Genomic DNA, 17,749 nt, shown 5'->3' on the forward strand with positions numbered 1-17,749 from the left:
ACGGAGGGCGGCTGCCACACCCCAAGCGATCGCCCAGAGTGACACCGGACACTCATCGGAGGCGGGGAAGGCCGACATGCTCATCGGTCGGCACTGCCGGGCGGAACGACCCATTCGGTGGGTTGGCCGGTGAGGGAGGCGATCATGTCGAAGTCACCGTCGTAGTGGAGGACCGTTCGCCGGTTCAGTTCCGCTGTGGCGGCGATCAGCAGGTCGGGAAGGGACAGGGCGCGGTGGAAGCCCGCGTTGAGGGCATGGCGCTGGATCTCGAGAGCGCGTGTGAAGGTGTCGTCGTCGGTGCGGAGGTAGTCGAAGGCGTGGAGCCAGGTGCTGATCCGTGTTGCTTCCGAGCTGTCCCGTGCAGAGTGGATCATCTCGAATTCGGTGGGCTGGCATACGGCGAGGAGGTAGCGCTCGTGCAGAGGCTTGAGTACCTCCTTGACGCTCGGCTTCGTCCAGCGGGCGAGTGCGGACTTGTCGATCAGGTAGCGGTCCTGCATCAGGCGGCCCGGCCTCCGTCGCGGTCGCCGTTGTGCTTGAGGGAGCCGTCTGCGTTGCGGGGCCCGGTGTTCTCGACGATCTCACTGAAGTCGAGCTCGCCGGCCTCCATGGCGTCGAAGCCCTCCTGCCGCAGGTGCCTCTTGACGGCGTCTTCCATGGCGAGGCGGACGGCTTTGGCTTTCGTTTTGGTCCCGAAGATGCGCATGGCCTCGGTGACCATGTTTTCATCGAGGTCGATGACGGTTCTGGCCATGTGGATGATCCTCTCGGCGATACTTTCGTCCGTGAAACGATACCATTCATTGACGATGATAGATATCGTTTCGGTCGAAGGTCCCGTAGTGGATGGAGGCCGCGGCGTTCATGGTGACGTGTCGCGCGGTCGCTCCTTGTGAGAAATGGACAGTCGTCCTCATGCCGGCTCCGCCCCTGTCGGGGGTTTCGCTAGAAGCGATGGGGCGGCGGGATGCGGCCGACCAAGCGGCCCCGTCGGTGGACAGCCGATGGACAGACGCCTTTGGACAGTGCATCACGGGGTGGTACGGGTCAACCTGCTGCGCATGCGCTGATCAGGAAAAACGTCACCGTGTAGCACGGCAAGGCACCAGACAACATGATCGCTCATGGTCTCGTAATGCGTAGGTCTCGGGTTCGAATCCCGAAGGCGGCTCCACTGAAACCCCAGGCCGGACGCAATCCGGCCTGGGGTTTTCGCGTGGTTCAGCGGGTGCTTTCCCGTTCCACCGGAAGCCACAGCTCGGCGTCGGCCTTCGTGCCGTCGTCGGACAGGGCGGTGCGGAGGATCTCCGGGCCGGGGCGGGTGCGGTAGGGGTTGGACGGGAACCACTCGGTGAACACGTCGCGCCAGAGTTCCTGGACGGCCTCGGGGGCCGGGCCCGACGTGGTGAAGACCGCCCAGGTGCCCGGCGGGACCGGGAGCGTGGTGGTGCCCTCGGGCGCCGGGGCCGGGGCGAGGCCCGAGGTGATCACGGCGTGGTAGTAGTCGAGTTCCGTGCCCTCCGCACGGCTCGGATCCAGGTCGTCGCAGACCGCGACGACGCCCCGCGGTTCCTGGTCGGACAGTTTCCCCAGGTGTTCCACGGCCGGCTTGTCGAGGCCACGGACGAAGTCGATGATCGCCCGGTTCGGGCCGGAGTGGACGAGCGGGATCCGGGTCTTGAAGCCCGTGACGGTGAAGGCCGGGCGGTCGATGACGCGGTAGTGCATGCTGCGGCTCCCTTCGAGGGTGAGGTGGAAGGTCAACCGGGGCTGGGAGACGAGCGCGGCGCCGGTGCGCCGGGCCTCGCCCGGACCCACGCCGTGCATGGCGCGGAACGCCCGCGCGAACGCCTCGCCCGAGCCGTATCCGTAGCGGACCGCGATCTCCAGCAGCGTCGCGTCCCCCGACAACACCTCCGCGCCCGCGACCGTCAGCCGACGGCGGCGGATGTACTCCGACAGGGGCATGCCTGCCAGGGCGGAGAACATGCGGCGCAGGTGGTACTCCGAGGTGTACGCCGTACGCGCCAGGTCGGCTGCGTCGACGGTTCCGTCGAGGTTCTGTTCGATCCGGTCCATCGCCTGGTTGAGCCGGTCCAGCACGTCCGGTGTCCTTCCTTTTCGTGTCCTCACGCTAGGCAGCGCGGGTCCCGCAGCACCCGACATCCCGTGCCCGCTGCGGTCGGGTGGCCGCCCGCGCTGGTCGGCGAGGGCGAACCGCCGTCGGGCGGGCGTACGCCGGTCGTCGCCGCCGTGAGCGGCTAGCATCGCCCGTCGACCCGTCAGTTGCCGACCGGATGAGGTGAGGACATGGGGGCGCCCAGGATCGCCGTCGCCGTGGTGACGATGGGCAACCGGCCCGAGGAGGTCGACGCCCTGCTGGAGTCCGTGGCCAAGCAGGACGTGCCGCCCGAGCGGATCGTCGTCGTCGGCAACGGATGCCCGCTGCCCGACTTCGCCCGGCGGCTGTCGCTGCCCGGCGAGGTCACCGCCGTCGAGCTCGACGAGAACGTCGGCTGCCCCGGCGGGCGCAACGCGGCCCTGGCGCGGCTGCGCGAGTTCGGCGACATCGACGTCGTGGTGGATCTGGACGACGACGGTCTGCTCGTCGACCCCGATGTGCTGCGCCGGGTGCGCGACCTGTACGCCGCCGACGAGCGGCTCGGCATCGTCGGCTTCCGTATCGTCGACGAGCTCGGTGAGACGCAGCAGCGGCACGTGCCCCGGATCGGCAACGCGGACCCCGGCCGGGGCGGTTACGTCACCGGCTTCCTCGGCGGCGGGCATGCGCTGCGCCTGGTGATGCTCGACGAGATCGGTGACTGGCCCGCCGAGTTCTTCTTCGCCCACGAGGAGACCGACCTCGCGTGGCGCGCCGTGGATGCCGGGTGGCGGATCCTGTACGCGCCGGAGCTGCTGCTGCGGCATCCGAAGACCTCGCCCGCCCGGCACGCCATCTACTACCGGGTGAACGCCCGCAACAGGGTCTGGCTGGCCCGTCGCCGGCTTCCGTTCCCGCTCGTCCCGGTCCATCTGGGTGTGTGGGTGCTGCTCACCCTGGCCCGGAACAGGTCGGGCGCCGGGCTGCGCGCGTGGTGCGGGGGTTTCGTGGAAGGCCTACGGGAGCCGGCGGGGGAGCGGCGGCCCATGCGGTGGCGGACGGTGTGGCGGCTCACCCGACTGGGGCGGCCGCCCGTCATCTGACGTGCCGGAGGGAGGGAGAGGCCCCGGCCGTTCACCTCCGCCGACCGGGACCCGGACCCGGCCGCGGCGGCGACACTCCCCCGAGTCGCGCGTCCAGACGCGCGTACCGCCGGGCCAGATCCGATGCAGTGATCACATCAGGCTTTGCCAACCGATCGCTAACATGTGGCCAACGGTTCGCCGTTGCGTCGTCCGCCGATCGGCCGGAAGTCGCCGAACCGAGGTCCGGGAGGGCCGGAACGGCGGCCGGTCGCGGTGGAGCGGATGAAGGTCGAGGTGGCGGGAGTTCGCCGCCCAGAGGTGGGAACGCGTCAAGGCGGGGGGCCACGGGGGTATGCGGTTCGGGCTGCTGGGGCCGCCGGCGCTGTTCTACGACGCCCGGGGCGGCGGCCCCGGTGAAGCCAGGATCGTCGCGAGCCCCAAGTCCGGGAGCCTGCTGACCGCGTTGCTCCTCGATGCCGGGCGGGTCGTCTCCGTCGATGCGCTCAAGGACGCCCTGTGGGGCGGGGCACCGCCCGTTTCCGCCCAGGCCTCGCTGCACAATCACATCGCCCGGGTGCGGCGGCTGCTCGACGATCCCGAGCGGCTGCGCACCGTGCCGTCCGGGTATGTGCTGCGGCTCGACGAGGGTGATCTCGACGTCCACGTCTTCGACGCCCACGTCACCGCGGCGCGCGCCGCGCACACCGACGGGGACTGGGAGCGGGTCGTGCGCGAGTGCGAGGCCGCGCTCGCGCTGTGGCGGGGCGCGCCGCTGGCCGGACTGCCGTCCGAGGTGGGCGGGTACGCCTTCGCACAGCGGCTGCGCGAGGCCCGGCTGCTGCTTCTGGAGTGGCGCTACGACGCCGGGCTGGCACTGGGCGGCCCGCGGGTGCGTGAACTGGTGCCGGAGCTTGCCGCGTTGACCGGCGAGTATCCGCTTCGGGAGGTGTTCCACCGGCATCTGATGCTCGCCCTGTACCGCACCGGCCGACAGGCCGAGGCCCTGGCCGTCCACCGCGATCTGCGCACCCGTCTCGTCGGCCAACTCGGCGTCGAGCCGGGGCCGGGGGTGCGGGAGGCCCATGGGGAAGTGCTGCGGGGAGCTGTGGGGGAGGGCGGTTCGGCGCAGCCCCGTGAACCGGGACCGTCGCCCGCCCAGTTGCCTCCGCCGCCACTCCACTTCGTCGGACGCACCGCCGTGCGCGATTCCCTGTGCCGCGTTCTCACGGCACCCGATGCGCATCCCACCGTCGTCATCAGCGGTATGGCCGGTGTCGGCAAGAGCGCGCTCGCGCTGCATGTCGCCCATCAGCTGGAGAAACGTTTCCCCGATGGGCAGCTCCACCTCGGCCTGCACGGCGCCACCCCGGGCGTGATCCCCCTCACCCCCGGTCAGGCGCTCACCGCCCTGCTGCGTGACCTCGGCACCGAACCCCGCCGCATCCCGGACCACGTGGACGCGGCCTCCGCGTTGCTGCGCTCGCTGCTCGCGCCGACCCGGACGCTGCTGGTGCTGGACGACGCCGCGAGCGCCGCACAGGTACGGCCGCTGCTGCCGGGCGGCCCCGGATGCGGGGTGATCGTCACCAGCCGTTCGCCGCTGACCGCCCTGGACGGCGCGGCCCGGTTCCCACTCGCCCCGCTGTCGGACGAGGAAGGCGCCGAGCTTCTGCGCGCCGCCTCGGGCCGCGACGGCCTGGACGGCACGGACGCCGCCCGTCTCCTCGTCCGGCTCACGGGCCGTCTCCCGCTGGCCCTGCGCGTCGTCGCCGCGCGGCTCGCCGCCCGCCGGGCGCTGACCCCCGACGTCCTCGCCGGGCAACTGGCCGCCGCCGACGGACGGTTGCACCACCTGGACTACGACGACCTGAGCGTCCGGCGCTCCCTGGCCGTCGCCCACGACGCGCTCGCCGCGTCCGAGCGCGAGACCGACCGGGACGCGGCCCGCACCCTGCGCGGCATCGGCGCGCTCGACCTGCCCGCGTACGGCGCCCCTCTGCTCGCCCGCCTCACCGGTATCGGCGAACCCCGCACCGAGGCCGCCCTGGACCGCCTCCTCGACGTGGCCCTGCTGGAGGAGACCACGTACGGCCACTGGGCACCGCACGACCTGGTGCGCGACTTCGCCCGCGAGCCGGCCGGCGAGCGGGACGCCCACGACAGCGACGACACCGTCGACACGGCACTGCACTGGTACGCGGCCGTCGCCGAGCGCGTCCTCGTCGCCATCGTGGAACCCGGCCCCGACCAGGACGACCGCCGTCGCCCCACCGCGAGCCGGCCGAGCGGCCACGCGTCCCACCTCGCCGTCGCCCCCTTCGCTGCCCCGGAGGAGGCCTTCGTCTGGGGCGACCGGGAGCTGGAGAACATCGTCACCCTGGTCCGGCGGTACGCGGACGACCCCTCCCCCCGGCGGGCGGGCCTGGTGTGCAGGCTCGTCCGGCTGATCGCCCCCTACGCGCACAGACGGGGCCGCGTCGCCGAGATGGCGGTGCTCGGGCAGGCCGGCCTCCGGGTGGCGCGGCGGCTCGGTGACGCGGCGGCGGAGGCGTACGCGCTGGTCGACCTCGCCGGGCTGCACTTCCTCACCGGCCGGCGGAACGAGGCCCTCGCCCTCAACGACCTCGCGCTCGCCATCTGGCGCCGGCTGGACCACCCCTCCTGGATCCGCCGCTGCCTCAACAACCGCGGCCTGCTGCTGGACGGGCTCGGCCGGCCCACCGAGGCGGGCGAGACGCTGACCCGGAGCCTGGAGTACGCCCGCCGGCTGAACGACCCGTACGGCGAGGCCGTCACCCACAGCCACCTCGGCAACCTCATCGAGCACACCGATCCGAGGGCCGCGATCGAGCGGCACCGGCGTTCGCTCGCCCTCGGGGACGAGATCGGTGCCGTCATCGTGCGGCACTCCGCGCACTGCAACATCGGGTACGCGTATCTGCGGCTCGGCGAACCGGCCGCCGCGCTCCCGCACTTCGAGGAGAGCCTGCGCATCCTCGGCGACCACGGCGACTGGCACGGCGAGTCCCGGACCCGGCTCGGCCTGGTGCGCGCTCTACGGCTGCTGGGCCGCGGCCGCAGGGCCGTCCGCGAGTGCGCCGAGCTGCTCGGCCGGGCCGACGCCCGCGCCGACCACTACACCGGCGCTCTCGCCCGCCACCAGCACGGACTGCTGCTGCGCGAGCGCGGGCACCTCGGCCAGGCGCGTGAGGCGTGGTGCTCGGCTCTCGCGGCGCTGGAGGGGACGGACGAACGGGCGGTGGCCGCCGAACTGCGTGAGCTGCTGGGTTCCCCCGTCTGACCCTCCGTCTGACCCCCTGTCTGGCCCTCCTGTCTCATCCCCTGTCCGATCCCTTGTCCGATCACTCGTCCGATCACTCGTCTGATCACTTGGCGTCCGCGTAGCACTCCACCACCGCCGTGGTGAACGGGAACCTGACGGGCGTCTCACCGAAGGTCAGACGCCCGGCCAGGGCCGCCGCCTCGTGGATCGCCGCGACGACCGCCTCCGTCTCCTCCACGGGGCAGTGCACGATCACCTCGTCGTGCTGGAAGAAGACCAGTTCGGCCGCCAGCTCCGCGCAGCTCTTGCGCAGCGCGGCGAGCAGCAGCAGCGCCCAGTCGGCGGCGCTGCCCTGGACGACGAAGTTACGGGCGAAGCGACCGCGGGCGCGGGCGTTGGTGGAGGCGTAGCCGGGCACCCACGGGGCACCGGTGCCGGGCTGGTCGCCGTCCTCGGGGGCGACGGAGCCGGTGGGGATGCCGGCTTCCTCGGCCGCGTCGTCCGTCCCCCGGGCCGCGGGCGGGCAGGTCCGGCCGAGCCAGGTCCGCACGAGCCGGCCCTCCTCACCGGCCCGGGCCGCGTCGTCGACGTACGCCACCGCTTGGGGGAAGCGGCGTCTGAGGGCGGCGAGGTTCTTCAGGCCGTCACCGGAGGTCTGGCCGTAGACCGCGCCGAGCACGGCGAGTTTGGCCTGGGCGCGGTCACCGGAGAAGGCGCGGTCGGAGACGGACTGGTACAGGTCGCTCTCCCGGCCGGCCACCTCCATCAGGCCTGGATCGCGGGAGATCGCCGCGAGGACGCGCGGCTCCATCTGGTCGGCGTCGGCGACGACGAGCCGCCAGCCGGGGTCGGCGACCACCGCCCGCCGGATCACCTTGGGGATCTGGAGCCCGCCCCCGCCGTTGGTGACCCAGCGCCCGGTGACCGTGCCGCCCGCGAGAAACTCGGGCCGGAAGCGGCCCTCGCGAACCCAGTCCTGCAGCCAGGACCAGCCGTGGGCCACCCAGATGCGGTACAGCTTCTTGTACTCGATCAAGGGCTTCACGGCAGGGTGGTCGACCGACTCGAGCTCCCAACGGCGGGTCGAGGCGACCTTGACACCGGCCTGGGAGAAGGCCTTGACCACGTCGGCGGGCAGGTCGGGCCGGACCCGTCTGCCGAACGCGGCGGACACCTCGTCGGACAGCTCGGCCAGCCGGCGTGGCTCGCCGCCGCCCGCGTAGCGCTCGCCCAGCAGGTCGTGCAGCAACGCGCGGTGCACCTCGGCGCTCCAGGGCAGCCCGGCGCGGTTCATCTCGGCGGCCACCAGCATGCCCGCCGACTCGGCGGCCGTCAGCAGCCGCATGCGGTCGGGGTGCTCGGCGCTCTCGTGCCGCCGCTGCTGCTCGGCGTAGACCGCGAGGAGGTCCGGCAGGGGCAGGTGGACGCCCTGGGGCTCGAACAGGGCGGACTGGGAGCCCGGCTCGGCGGAACGCTGCGGCGGATCGGGTGGTACGGGGCCGCCCCGCAGCCGGGCCAGGGCGGCCGCGGCCGAGCGTGGTTCCCCGTACCGCCCCTCCTGGCCGAGGAGGAGGGTCTCGGCGGCCTCGATGTCGTAGCACCGCTCGGCTCGCACTCCCGCGGCGAGCAGGCGCGGGTAGACCTCGGCGGTGGACCGCCACACCCAGCGTGAGACGCCGGGACGGCTCCGGACGGCCTCGGCGGGATCCGCCTCCCGCCGCACCGGGCCGGAGGGCAGCCCGTCCGGGCCGAGGGGGGCGATGTCCACGCCACCGTCCTCGGCCGGAGCGAGTGCCCACCGGTCGGCCATGCCGCGAGTGTGCCAGGGGGGTCTGACATCGCCGCTGATGATCAGGCCCCGGTGGGCGTGGCCGGGGGTCCGGCCGACGCCCTGTTGGGCTGTCCTCTGCTGGTGACGCTCTGCCGACGCAGGGGCCCTCAGGACTCGTCCAGCACCTGCTTCTGCGCCTGCACGATCTTCTCCAGCACCGCCGCGACGTACCGCTCCGTCCGCTCCTTGTCGACGCCGAGGCCGCTGAGGACGCCCTCGCCGTTCTCGTGCTCCAGCAGGGCGAGCAGGAGGTGTTCGGTGCCGATGTAGTTGTGGCCCAGGCGCAGGGCCTCACGGAAGGTGAGCTCGAGGACCTTCTTGGCCGCCTGGCCGTACGGCACCAGCTCCGGGACCTCGTCGACGGCGGGTGGGAGCGCCGCCGTCGCCGCCTCGCGGACGGCGTCGAGGGAGACGCCCTGATCGACGATCGCCTTCGCGGCGAGGCCCTCGGGCTCCGCCAGCAGTCCGAGGACGAGGTGCTCGGGCACGCCCTCGGCGTTGCGGGCGGCCCTGGACTCGTTGTGGGCGGTCATGACCACGTTCCGCGCGCGCACGGTGTAGCGGCTGAAGCCCTGGCCGGGGTCGAGGTCGGCCGACTCCTTCGGCACGAACCGCTTCTGCGCGGCCTGCCGGGTGACGCCCATGCTCTTGCCGATGTCGGTCCAGGACGCGCCGGACCTCCGGGCCTGGTCGACAAAGTGGCCGATCAGGTGGTCGGCCACGTCGCCCAGGTGGTCCGCGGCGATCACCGCGTCCTGGAGCTGGTCCAGCGGCTCCTCGTGCACCTTCTTGATGGCCGCGATGAGGTCGTCGAGACGGATGGATGACGTGGTGTCGGGGTTCGTCATGTGTCAACCGTAGGTTGCGCCCCCTTGACTGTCAACCTTGGGTTGACAGTCGGTCGGGGGGTTCCGTTTCCGCCACGACGGCGTGGCACCATCGGCCCGTGAGTACGTCCAGCACCGTCGACCGCGCCTTCGCGGCGGCCCTCTACGCGACCGGCGAGACGGCCCTCGACACCGGCGCGTCCCTGCTCGCCTCCGACCCGGCGGCGGACGCCGAACTCGCCCTGCGCGGGCAGGAGTTCGTGGCGGCGGCCTGGCGGCGCGGCTGGCAGCCGGCCGACGTCGTACGGCTCGTTCGGCGCGAGTTGGACGAGGTGCACGTCTTGCTCGCCGCAGCGCTGATCCGCGCACAGGCACCCACCGATGGGCCCCGGGGCCGCCGCTGGAACGCCCAGCTCGCGGACCTGCCCGCCGACGCCCCGCCCCGCACCGACCGCTTCTCGCACGCCACGGCCGTGCTGGAGCTGTACCGGCTGCTGCTGCGGCTGCCGACGCTGGAGGCGCTCGACGAGGCGTCCGGGGAGGCGCCCACCGAGTCCCGCATGCTCACCCGCATCCGCGCCCTGCTCGCCAAGGCGGAGGCGACCGGCTTCCCGGAGGAGGCCGAGGCGCTCAGTGCCAAGGCGCAGGAGCTGATGGCCCGGCACAGTGTCGACGAGGCGCTGCTTGCGGCGCGGGCGCCCTCGCCACACACACCCGGGGCCTGCCGGATCGGTGTCGAGCCACCGTACGAGCAGACCAAGGCGGTACTGCTGGACGCCGTCGCCGATGCCAACCACTGCCGGGCGGTATGGAACGAGCCCTTCGGCTTCTCCACCGTCGTCGGCTTCGAAACCGACCTGGAGGCGGTCGAACTCCTCTACACCTCACTCCTCGTGCAGGCCACATCCGCGATGACCAAGGCGGAGGCCGCGCAGCGTACCGGTGGCCGCAAGCGCACCAAGACGTTCCGGCAGTCGTTCCTCGCGGCCTACGCCCACCGCATCGGCACCCGTCTGACAGCGGCCGCCGAGACCCAGGTGACCGACGACCTGCTCCCGGTCCTCGCCTCCCGCGAGGTGGCGGTCACCGGGCGGCTGGACCGGATGTTCCCGCAGACGACCACGACCCGGCTGCGCGGGGCGAGCGACGCGGCGGGCTGGACGGAGGGCGCGCGGGCGGCGGACCGGGCCCAGGTCCGGCACCGGCCGCCGCTGCGCTGATCTCCTCCGCGCCGGTCTTCTGTCAGTCGGTCTACCCTCAGTCGGTCTCCCGTCAGTCGGTCTCCCGTCAGCCGGTCCCCCGTCAGTCGCCCGAGGTCTCGAAGCCGCTCACCGAGGCCTCCGTTCCCTCCGTCCGGGCGACCTCGCCGTACGTCCACTCCAGCTCGTGCGCCGTCCTGGTGTCGCCGGGCAGGGTGAAGGACGCCTGGTGCACGTCGAGGCTCTTCGCGGAGCCCGCCTCGCCCCGGACATACGTGATCGTGAAGGACGTGGTGCCGTCCTCCCCCAGGGTCAGCGACCGGGCCTTCGCGCCCTCGTCCGGGGAGACGGACGTCGTGCCGCCCTCGAACATCAGATCCACGCCGGGGAAGCCCTTCAGCGTGCACTGAGCGCCCTTGTTGGTGAGCGTGACGGTGACGGTGCCGGTGTCGCCGGCGGCCGGGGCGGCGCCTGCGCCGACCTCCACCCCCATGTCGCCGAGCGCACAGGCCGAGTCGCTCGGGCGGTCCGCGTTCTTGACGTCGTCGCCACCGGCCTTGTCGTCGCTGCAGCCGGTCAGCAGGACCGTCGCGGCGAGGGCGGCGGCCAGGGGGAGGGGGAGGGGGTAGGTGCGCATGGGGTCCTCTGGGCGTGTCGAACGAAAGCGGCTCCGGGCCCCTGGATCATCACGCACGCACCTGCCCCAGGGGCACGCACCCCCTGTGATTCCCCCGAACGCCGGACGGGCGGCATCGCCCGCGGGCGGTCGCGGCCCGCCCATCAGAGGCCCGGGGGGCCAGGGGCCAGGGGCCAGGGTCAGAGGCCAGGGTCAGAGGCCAGGGGCCAGGGGCCAGGGGGCAGAGGCCAGATGTCAGTCGAGGCCCGCCGTCGGCAGGCCCGTCGGGAGTTTGCCGCCCTCCGCCTTCGTGTACGTCTCCGCCCCGAGGCCGCCCTCCCAGGTGACCTTCAGGCTGTTCCCGTTCACGGAGTCGACCATGCCGGACGCCCGGTCCTTGGAACCGTCCGTGCACTTCAGGCGGATCATCCGCATCCCGGACTCCTCAGCCGCCGTGCCGCTGCACACGCTCCCGCCGGTGGCGAACAGCGCGGCCTGCTTCCCGGTGATCACCAGGGCCACGGCCTTGCCGCCGGTCGTCGCGAGCCAGTTGCCCTCCAGCTCGCCGGCCGGCCCACCGGAGCCGGTGTCGCCCGAGCCGCCGTCCGTTCCGGCGGACGCCGACGGGGACGGGGTCGGGCTGGAGGCCGAGTCGTCGCCCGAGTCGCCGCTGCTGCTGCACGCGGTCAGCGCGAGCGCGCTCGCCAGCCCCGCGGCGGCCGCCGCGACACGCACGGCGCCGGAGCGGCGCGAGAAGATCACCGATGACACTGCAAGCCCCCAAGCTGTAGCCGTCCGAACCGGCCGACCGACCGGTCGACCGGCCGGCCGGTACGCACGGCACCGGCCGGCCTCCTGGCCGGAACGATCGCAGCAAGGTACCAGGGCACGTCAAGGGGCCCTCGGAAACGCCTCTTACCAGGACGACTTGCGCACGCCGGGCAGATACCCCGCGTGCGCCTGCTCCCTCAGACCGACTCCGGGACAGCCCAGCGCCCGGAAGCAGCCGCGCGACCGGCCGTCCACCTGGCTGCGGTTGCGCACGCGCGTGGCACTCGCGTCGCTGCCGCCTGCGCAACTCCGCCTGCGCAACTTCGCCTGCGCAACTCCGCCTGCGCAACTCCGCCTGCGCAACTCCGCCTGCGCAACTCCGCCTGCGCAACTCCGCCTGCGCGGCGAGCCGCTCGGCCTCCGTCGACGAGGGCCGCCGGATGATCTCCTTCAGCTCGGCCCGCCGGGCGGCGTGACGCGCGACGATCTCCTGCCACCGGTCCTTCTTCGCGATCTCGCTCTTCTTGGCCATCAGCCCCTCGCTCCCCGGGCGCGGATCCGGGCGACGGCCGCCTCGACCCCGATCGTGTCGACGGTCTTGATCTCCCTGGCGCTCAGCCGGAGCCGGACGTACCGGCCCTCGTTCGGTAGCCAGTGGCTGGACTGGAGGTTGGGGTCGAACCGGCGCGACGTGCGCCGGTGGGAGTGCGAGATGCGGTTGCCGAAACCGGGCCGGGTGCCGGTCGGCATGCGGTGCGCGGACATGGTGGTGACGTACCTCTCCGGGCAAGCGATGGAAATGGAAGTCATTTTCAGTACTATGGCGGCATGGCACGCAACGAACTCCGGCCGGTCATCAAGCTCCGGTCCACCGCCGGGACCGGCTTCACCTACGTGACCCGCAAGAACCGCCGCAACGACCCGGACCGACTGACCCTGCGCAAGTTCGATCCCGTCGCCGGCCGCCACGTCGAATTCCGAGAGGAGCGCTGACCATGCGCAAGGGAATCCACCCGGAGTACGGCCCCGTCGTCTTCCGCGACCGTGCCGCGAACTACGCCTTCCTCACCCGCTCGACCATGACGAGTGAGAAGACGATCGAGTGGGAGGACGGCCGGAGCTACCCGGTCGTGGACGTCGAGATCTCCGACGTCAGCCACCCCTTCTACACCGGCACGGCCCGCGTCCTGGACACCGCAGGCCGCGTGGAGCGCTTCGAGCGCCGGTACGGAAAGAAGGGCTGAGCCGGTGCCCGAGCTCCCCGTCGTGATCGTCGGCGGGCTGCACGCCGACGCCCGCAAGGCGGCCGTCGCACGGCTGCTCGCCGAAGTGCCCGGCAGTGTCGTCCTCCACCACGACCTGTCGACGGCCGTCGCGGGCACGGTCGTACGGACCGTCAGGGACGCCTCCGGCCTCCTCGACACGGGGGAGACGCCGCTCGTCAACGACTGCGCCTGCTGCGCCCTGCGCGAGGACCTCGTGCCGGAACTGGAACGGCTGCGGGACGCCGGAGCCACCCGGCTCGCGGTCGTCGAGCTGTGGGACTCCGTCGAGCCCAAGGCCATGGCCGAGGTCGTCACGGCCGGCGGACTCACCGTCAGCGGCGTGATCACCGCCGTCGACCCGGCCCTGGTCCTGCCGTACCTCGGCAACGGCGACGACCTGGCCGACGGCGGTCTCGCCGCCGCCGCGACCGACCAGCGCACGGTCGCCGACACCTTCGCGCGTCAGCTGGAGTACGCCCCCGTCCTCGCGGTCGCCGACTCCCCGGAGGCCGACGACGAGGACCGCGAGCTGCTCGCGCAGCTGCATCCGACGGCCCTCCAGGCTCCCATCGGGCAAGAGACCACCGAGGGCCCCGCCGGCGACGGTCTGACGGTGCCGACCCCACGCCGGCGCCCGCTCTCGTCCCTTGCCCAGGCCGCCCTGGCCGGCTTCGACGTCGAGGCGGCCGCCGCCGCCCAGCACCCGGCCTGCGCCCTGCTGCCCGCCGAGTCCGACGCGCACGGCGTCTCCACCCTGGTCTGGAGCCGGCGCCGCCCGTTCCATCCGGAGCGGCTCTACGCCGCACTGGAGGACCTGACCTGCGCGGCCGCCCGCAGCCGCGGCCGGTTCTGGCTCGCCGACAAGCCCGACACGCTGTTCCACTGGGACGCGGCGGGCGGCGCCCTGTGCGTGGAGAGCGCGGGCCCGTGGCTGGCCTCCCTGCCGGACGCGGCCTGGGAGATGGTCCCGCCGGTGCGCCGCGCCGCCGCCGCACTGGACTGGCACCCCGAGCACGGTGACCGCGGCCAGCACCTCGTCTTCACCTCGCCCGGCCTCGACCGGGACGGCCTGGAGCGACTGCTGGAGTCCTGCCTGCTCACCGATGCCGAGTACGCCGCCGGGCGCGATGCCTGGCAGCGACTGCCGCACGCCTTCGACACCCTCCTGGAGGTCTGACCCCATGCCGCGCAAGCCCGACCGCAAGCCCGTCAAGGACCGGCCCAACCCCCTGGACCAGGCCCGGATCACCTACATCGACTACAAGGACACCGAACTGCTGCGGAAGTTCATCTCCGACCGCGGCAAGATCCGCAGCCGTCGCGTCACCCGGGTGTCGTCCCAGCAGCAGCGGCAACTGGCCAAGGCCATCAAGAACGCACGCGAGATGGCCCTGCTGCCCTACTCCGCCCGCTGAACCCGCCCGGCCCCGGCGAGGCCCCCCGCGCCGGGCTGTCGAGATCGGCGAGTGTGCGCCGAGGCTTGCCGCTCGGGCGGCGGCTGCCAGGTGCGTGCGCGTGGCCCTTCCGTCCCGGTCGGCCGCCGAGCCCGCCCGGCGCCGGCGAGGCCCTCCGCGCCCGACGGCGGATTCCAGGGACCTTCTGCTCATGCATGCGTCCGGCCGTTCGGTGTCGCCGGTTGCCGCCGTGCGCCGGGCTAGGCGTGATGGACCGGACGTCGCCGTCGGCTGTCCGCCCGCGCCTGACGGCCGGGGGCCTGCTGCTCACGCACGCACGCATGCATGCGTCCGGCCGGGCGTCGCGCCGCGCGGGGCCCGGACGACGTTGCGAGCGCCGAACCGCACGCCGTCCGTCGGCTGTCCGCCTGCGCCGGGCTCCGCGTCGGGCTGTCGAGACCGGCGAGTGCGCGCCGGGGCTCCCCGCTCGGGCGGCGGCTGTCAGCTATGAGTGAGCAGCCCCGCTGCCACCCCCCGTCGGCCGCTGAGCCCATCCGGCCCGGGTGAGGTTCCCCACGCTTGACGGCCCGGGGACCTCTTGCCCGTGCGTCGACCGAGCCGGACATCGCCGCCGGACGTCGGGCGGCGGAGGGCGTGGCGGGTGGCCGGGACCGGGCTCTTGGCCGGTCGGGGGCGGCCTCACGGAGGTCGTCCCCGGGGTGAGCCGGGGAGTGTGCCGCCTGGTCGGACGGGCCGGGAGCCGCGCGTGTGTCCGGCGGTGGGCCGGGAGCCGAGCGCCTGTCCGGCGATGGGCCGAGCACGGCATCGGACGCGGAGAGGACCCGGACCTCCTGCGACAGGCCCATTTCTCGCCGTCCCCGCAGGCCGCGGCCGTCTTCCGGATGCGGGTCGGCCGGTCGAACGGCCCGTCCCGCGCCCAGCGCCCCAGCTCCCGGTTCTCCGGCAGGGACCCGGCGCGGCCCCGCGTCCGGCCGGTGAGCGGATGCTCCGCCTCCACGGAACCTCCGCCGAACACACCGACCCGGCGCAGGCGTTCGGGAACGGGAGGCGGGACCGAGCCGTCAAACAGTCAAGAACTTCGGTAAAGCGGTCGTCACAGCTGTAACCAGGAGACCACCCCGCGTGCACGTGCATCTGCCCATGCAGCTGCACGTGAACAGGGCTATGATCCGGGTCAGTTGACCACTGCATCAATGGCCACACCAGCCAGTGCACCACCGGGGAGCGACCTGTGGACCACGACGTGTACAACGGTATGGCGGCCGCCGGGCTGCACGGCGTGGCCTGGCAGAAGAGCCGGCACAGCAACTCGCAGGGGTCGTGCGTGGAGTTCGCCCGGTTGCCGGGCGGGGACGTGGCCGTCCGCAACTCGCGCTTCCCCGACGGTCCCGCTCTGGTCTACACCCGTGCGGAGATCGAGGCGATGCTCCTGGGCGTGAAGGACGGCGAGTTCGATCACCTGGTCGGATGACGGCCCTGACGTCCGGCAGGGCGGCCCTCCGACGTCCGTTGCGCGGTGACGCGCGTAGAACCGCGGCGCGAAAAAGCGCCGCGGCGGCTCATTCCCCGTTCGGCCGTGAACCGGCCCTGGGCAGCCGGAAGAGCGCCCACACCAGCTTGCCGTCGAGCGCGCCCGCCAGCGGGTGCCAGCCCCAGCTGTCGCTGAAGGAGTCGACGAGGAACAGTCCGCGGCCCGACTCGGCCGAGAAGTCGTCGGTCTCCCGGGTGACCGGACTGTCGTGACTGGGGTCGCGCACCGCGCACACCAGCCGCTCGGTCCACCGCATCAGGTGCAGGCGCACGGGAGGCTCCCGCCCGCTGACACACGCGCTGCCGGTCGGCAGACCGTGCCGCAGGGCGTTGGTGACGAGCTCCGAGACCACCAGGCAGACGTCGTCGAACCGGTCGCCCAGGTCCCACTGGTCGAGGGTTCTGCGGGTGAACCGCCGCGCCTCGCGCACCGCTTCGTAGCGGGCGGGCAGAGCGCAGGAGGCGGCGTCGGACACGGCCGCGGGATCCAGCGGCGGAAGGCCCTGCCTTAACGGCTCGAGCATGGTCGATCCATTCGTCCCCATGCGAGGCACTCCCGGGAATTCGCGGTCGGTGCGATGCGGCGGTGGTGCGGCACCATGGTTTCGGATGCGTACAGCAGATGCAAGGGCAGATGCACGTGCACGTGACCGGAATGCGATGTCCCGTACCGCTTGTTGGCCAATTTTTCCGTCATCTTCACGTCTCTCTCCGGTCGTTCACTCGCCTTCTTCTTGCTCCCGCGCGCGAGCGTCGACCGATTCGATTCCGTTTCCGTAACCGGACGAGTACTGCTCGGAGTGTTTTAGTGGCAGACTGCGGCCCTTGAAGACGTTGGGGAGGCTGGCGAACGTGAGCGCGGGAGAGCCGGGATCGGTGGTGCGGCGCATGCTGCTCGGATCACAACTCAGGCGACTGCGTGAGGCTCGGGGCATCACGCGCGAGGCGGCGGGCTACTCGATCCGCGCCTCCGAGTCGAAGATCAGCCGGATGGAGTTGGGCCGGGTGAGCTTCAAGACCAGAGACGTCGAGGACCTGCTGACCCTGTACGGCATCACGGACGAGCAGGAGCGCGCCTCCCTGCTGTCCCTGGCGAAAGAGGCCAATGTCGCGGGGTGGTGGCACAGTTACTCGGACGTGCTGCCCAGCTGGTTCCCGACCTACGTCGGCCTGGAGGGCGCCGCGTCCTTGATCCGGGCCTACGAGGTGCAGTTCGTGCACGGACTGCTGCAGACCGAGGCGTACGCCCACGCGGTGGTCCGGCGGGGCATGCAGGGGGCGAGCGAGGCCGACGTCGAGCGCCGCGTGGCGCTGCGTCTGGAGCGCCAGAAGTACCTCGTGGACGAGCGCGCACCCGACTTCCACATCATCCTGGACGAGGCCGCCCTGCGCCGCCCGTACGGCGACCGCGAGGTGATGCGCGGCCAGCTCCAGCACCTCATCGAGATCTCCGAGCGGCCCAACGTACGGCTCCAGGTGGTGCCGTTCAGCCTCGGCGGCCACTCCGGTGAAAGTGGCGCGTTCACGATCCTCAGCTTCCCGGAGTCGGACCTGTCGGACGTCGTCTACCTGGAGCAGCTCACCAGCGCGCTGTACCTGGACAAGGCCGAGGACGTCGCCCAGTACGAGAAGGCCCTCAAGGAGCTCCAGAGCGACAGCCCGGGCCCCTCGGAGAGCCGGGACCTCCTGCGAGGACTCCTCCAGCTCTCCTGAAGGATCCCTCCTCTCCCGAACGACCCCTCCAACTCCCGTTAATCACAAGTACGATGACGCGTGATCAGATCGTGAAGGCGCGATCAGAGGTCTGCTTAGGGATCGAGGGATCA

19 protein-coding genes and 2 pseudogenes are annotated in these 17,749 nt (G+C 72.3%); 9 read left to right on the top strand and 12 right to left on the bottom strand.

What is annotated here, in order from left to right; translation table 11 throughout:
• Window positions 1-80 precede the first annotated feature (80 nt).
• From ABTX62_RS08890 to ABTX62_RS08900, 3 genes are all read right to left on the bottom strand, one after another.
• Window positions 81-500: a PIN domain nuclease gene (locus tag ABTX62_RS08890; RefSeq protein ID WP_013001762.1), complete on the bottom strand. Its 420-nt coding sequence runs from the start codon at window positions 498-500 to the stop codon at window positions 81-83.
• Window positions 500-754 carry a type II toxin-antitoxin system VapB family antitoxin gene (locus ABTX62_RS08895; protein ID WP_062049103.1) on the bottom strand — a complete coding sequence of 85 codons (255 nt, stop codon included), beginning with the start codon at window positions 752-754 and terminating at the stop codon, window positions 500-502. Before ABTX62_RS08895 ends, ABTX62_RS08890 begins: the two co-directional genes overlap by 1 nt.
• Window positions 755-1,221: 467 nt before the next feature.
• Window positions 1,222-2,103, bottom strand: coding sequence for an AraC family transcriptional regulator (locus ABTX62_RS08900; RefSeq protein WP_352115511.1), 882 nt, complete (start codon window positions 2,101-2,103; stop codon window positions 1,222-1,224).
• Window positions 2,104-2,310: 207 nt separating this feature from the next.
• On the opposite strand from ABTX62_RS08900, the gene ABTX62_RS08905 reads away from it, so the two are divergent.
• Together ABTX62_RS08905 and ABTX62_RS08910 are read left to right on the top strand one after the other, a co-directional pair.
• Window positions 2,311-3,204, top strand: a complete 894-nt coding sequence (locus ABTX62_RS08905; protein ID WP_352115512.1) for a glycosyltransferase family 2 protein — start codon at window positions 2,311-2,313, stop codon at window positions 3,202-3,204.
• A gap of 334 nt (window positions 3,205-3,538) precedes the next feature.
• Entirely contained in the window at window positions 3,539-6,487 is a 2,949-nt protein-coding gene (locus ABTX62_RS08910) for an AfsR/SARP family transcriptional regulator (protein ID WP_352115513.1), read from the top strand.
• An 85-nt stretch (window positions 6,488-6,572) separates the two neighbouring features.
• On the opposite strand, the gene ABTX62_RS08915 is transcribed toward ABTX62_RS08910, so the two are convergent.
• Entirely contained in the window at window positions 6,573-8,279 is a 1,707-nt protein-coding gene (locus tag ABTX62_RS08915) for a bifunctional 3'-5' exonuclease/DNA polymerase (protein ID WP_352115514.1), read from the bottom strand.
• 128 nt (window positions 8,280-8,407) lie between these two features.
• A complete protein-coding gene (locus ABTX62_RS08920; RefSeq protein ID WP_352115515.1) occupies window positions 8,408-9,148 on the bottom strand; it encodes a Clp protease N-terminal domain-containing protein in 741 nt (246 codons plus the stop codon).
• A 98-nt stretch (window positions 9,149-9,246) separates the two neighbouring features.
• On the opposite strand from ABTX62_RS08920, the gene ABTX62_RS08925 reads away from it, so the two are divergent.
• Entirely contained in the window at window positions 9,247-10,347 is a 1,101-nt protein-coding gene (locus ABTX62_RS08925; RefSeq protein WP_352115516.1) for a DUF2786 domain-containing protein, read from the top strand.
• 82 nt (window positions 10,348-10,429) lie between these two features.
• Here ABTX62_RS08925 and ABTX62_RS08930 read toward each other — a convergent pair whose 3' ends face one another.
• From ABTX62_RS08930 to rpmB, 5 genes and pseudogenes are all read right to left on the bottom strand, one after another.
• The gene (locus ABTX62_RS08930; RefSeq protein ID WP_352115517.1) at window positions 10,430-10,963 is read right to left on the bottom strand and encodes a DUF4232 domain-containing protein; all 534 of its coding nucleotides are present in this window, start codon (window positions 10,961-10,963) and stop codon (window positions 10,430-10,432) included.
• A gap of 234 nt (window positions 10,964-11,197) precedes the next feature.
• Window positions 11,198-11,704 carry a hypothetical protein gene (locus ABTX62_RS08935; RefSeq protein WP_352115518.1) on the bottom strand — a complete coding sequence of 169 codons (507 nt, stop codon included), beginning with the start codon at window positions 11,702-11,704 and terminating at the stop codon, window positions 11,198-11,200.
• 153 nt (window positions 11,705-11,857) lie between these two features.
• Window positions 11,858-12,004: pseudogene (locus ABTX62_RS37870) on the bottom strand (uS14 family ribosomal protein); the annotation flags it as partial.
• Window positions 12,005-12,091: 87 nt separating this feature from the next.
• Window positions 12,092-12,245, bottom strand: a pseudogene (locus ABTX62_RS37875) (30S ribosomal protein S14); the annotation flags it as partial.
• A complete protein-coding gene (rpmB, locus tag ABTX62_RS08945) occupies window positions 12,245-12,478 on the bottom strand; it encodes a 50S ribosomal protein L28 (protein ID WP_352115608.1) in 234 nt (77 codons plus the stop codon). The gene rpmB and the pseudogene ABTX62_RS37875, both read right to left, overlap by 1 nt.
• A 63-nt stretch (window positions 12,479-12,541) precedes the next feature.
• On the opposite strand from rpmB, the gene rpmG reads away from it, so the two are divergent.
• The 5 genes from rpmG (at window position 12,542) to ABTX62_RS08970 (ending at window position 15,864) form a co-directional block, all read left to right on the top strand.
• The gene (rpmG, locus tag ABTX62_RS08950; RefSeq protein ID WP_033310252.1) at window positions 12,542-12,706 is read left to right on the top strand and encodes a 50S ribosomal protein L33; all 165 of its coding nucleotides are present in this window, start codon (window positions 12,542-12,544) and stop codon (window positions 12,704-12,706) included.
• Window positions 12,707-12,708: 2 nt separating this feature from the next.
• The gene (locus tag ABTX62_RS08955; RefSeq protein ID WP_352115519.1) at window positions 12,709-12,957 is read left to right on the top strand and encodes a type B 50S ribosomal protein L31; all 249 of its coding nucleotides are present in this window, start codon (window positions 12,709-12,711) and stop codon (window positions 12,955-12,957) included.
• A 4-nt stretch (window positions 12,958-12,961) separates the two neighbouring features.
• Entirely contained in the window at window positions 12,962-14,155 is a 1,194-nt protein-coding gene (locus tag ABTX62_RS08960; RefSeq protein WP_352115520.1) for a CobW family GTP-binding protein, read from the top strand.
• 4 nt (window positions 14,156-14,159) lie between these two features.
• Window positions 14,160-14,393 carry a 30S ribosomal protein S18 gene (gene rpsR, locus ABTX62_RS08965; RefSeq protein ID WP_283967999.1) on the top strand — a complete coding sequence of 78 codons (234 nt, stop codon included), beginning with the start codon at window positions 14,160-14,162 and terminating at the stop codon, window positions 14,391-14,393.
• 1,255 nt (window positions 14,394-15,648) lie between these two features.
• Window positions 15,649-15,864, top strand: coding sequence for a DUF397 domain-containing protein (locus ABTX62_RS08970; protein ID WP_283968392.1), 216 nt, complete (start codon window positions 15,649-15,651; stop codon window positions 15,862-15,864).
• Between the two features lie 88 nt (window positions 15,865-15,952).
• Here the strand turns inward: ABTX62_RS08970 and ABTX62_RS08975 are convergent, their stop codons facing one another.
• Both ABTX62_RS08975 and ABTX62_RS08980 read right to left on the bottom strand, forming a co-directional pair.
• Window positions 15,953-16,468, bottom strand: a complete 516-nt coding sequence (locus tag ABTX62_RS08975) for an ATP-binding protein (RefSeq protein WP_352115521.1) — start codon at window positions 16,466-16,468, stop codon at window positions 15,953-15,955.
• A gap of 174 nt (window positions 16,469-16,642) precedes the next feature.
• Window positions 16,643-16,813, bottom strand: a complete 171-nt coding sequence (locus tag ABTX62_RS08980; protein ID WP_352115522.1) for a hypothetical protein — start codon at window positions 16,811-16,813, stop codon at window positions 16,643-16,645.
• On the opposite strand from ABTX62_RS08980, the gene ABTX62_RS08985 reads away from it, so the two are divergent.
• A complete protein-coding gene (locus ABTX62_RS08985) occupies window positions 16,812-17,636 on the top strand; it encodes a Sco1979 family transcriptional regulator (protein ID WP_051715698.1) in 825 nt (274 codons plus the stop codon). The two genes, ABTX62_RS08980 and ABTX62_RS08985, sit on opposite strands and share 2 nt — an antisense overlap.
• Window positions 17,637-17,749 lie beyond the last annotated feature (113 nt).

It is taken from the genome of Streptomyces sp. NPDC096046 (genome assembly GCF_040303285.1).
Classification (GTDB): domain Bacteria; phylum Actinomycetota; class Actinomycetes; order Streptomycetales; family Streptomycetaceae; genus Streptomyces.

Coding starts and splice junctions, on each gene's coding strand:
- rpmB (WP_352115608.1), bottom strand. CDS start 12,478: ATGTCCGCGCACCGCATGCCGACCGGCACCCGGCCCGGTTTCGGCAAC.
- rpmG (WP_033310252.1), top strand. CDS start 12,542: ATGGCACGCAACGAACTCCGGCCGGTCATCAAGCTCCGGTCCACCGCC.
- ABTX62_RS08955 (WP_352115519.1), top strand. CDS start 12,709: ATGCGCAAGGGAATCCACCCGGAGTACGGCCCCGTCGTCTTCCGCGAC.
- ABTX62_RS08920 (WP_352115515.1), bottom strand. CDS start 9,148: ATGACGAACCCCGACACCACGTCATCCATCCGTCTCGACGACCTCATC.
- ABTX62_RS08895 (WP_062049103.1), bottom strand. CDS start 754: ATGGCCAGAACCGTCATCGACCTCGATGAAAACATGGTCACCGAGGCC.
- ABTX62_RS08890 (WP_013001762.1), bottom strand. CDS start 500: ATGCAGGACCGCTACCTGATCGACAAGTCCGCACTCGCCCGCTGGACG.
- ABTX62_RS08915 (WP_352115514.1), bottom strand. CDS start 8,279: ATGGCCGACCGGTGGGCACTCGCTCCGGCCGAGGACGGTGGCGTGGAC.
- ABTX62_RS08910 (WP_352115513.1), top strand. CDS start 3,539: ATGCGGTTCGGGCTGCTGGGGCCGCCGGCGCTGTTCTACGACGCCCGG.
- ABTX62_RS08930 (WP_352115517.1), bottom strand. CDS start 10,963: ATGCGCACCTACCCCCTCCCCCTCCCCCTGGCCGCCGCCCTCGCCGCG.
- ABTX62_RS08980 (WP_352115522.1), bottom strand. CDS start 16,813: ATGCGCCGCACCACCGATCCCGGCTCTCCCGCGCTCACGTTCGCCAGC.
- ABTX62_RS08975 (WP_352115521.1), bottom strand. CDS start 16,468: ATGGGGACGAATGGATCGACCATGCTCGAGCCGTTAAGGCAGGGCCTT.
- ABTX62_RS08985 (WP_051715698.1), top strand. CDS start 16,812: ATGCTGCTCGGATCACAACTCAGGCGACTGCGTGAGGCTCGGGGCATC.
- ABTX62_RS08970 (WP_283968392.1), top strand. CDS start 15,649: ATGGCGGCCGCCGGGCTGCACGGCGTGGCCTGGCAGAAGAGCCGGCAC.
- rpsR (WP_283967999.1), top strand. CDS start 14,160: ATGCCGCGCAAGCCCGACCGCAAGCCCGTCAAGGACCGGCCCAACCCC.
- ABTX62_RS08905 (WP_352115512.1), top strand. CDS start 2,311: ATGGGGGCGCCCAGGATCGCCGTCGCCGTGGTGACGATGGGCAACCGG.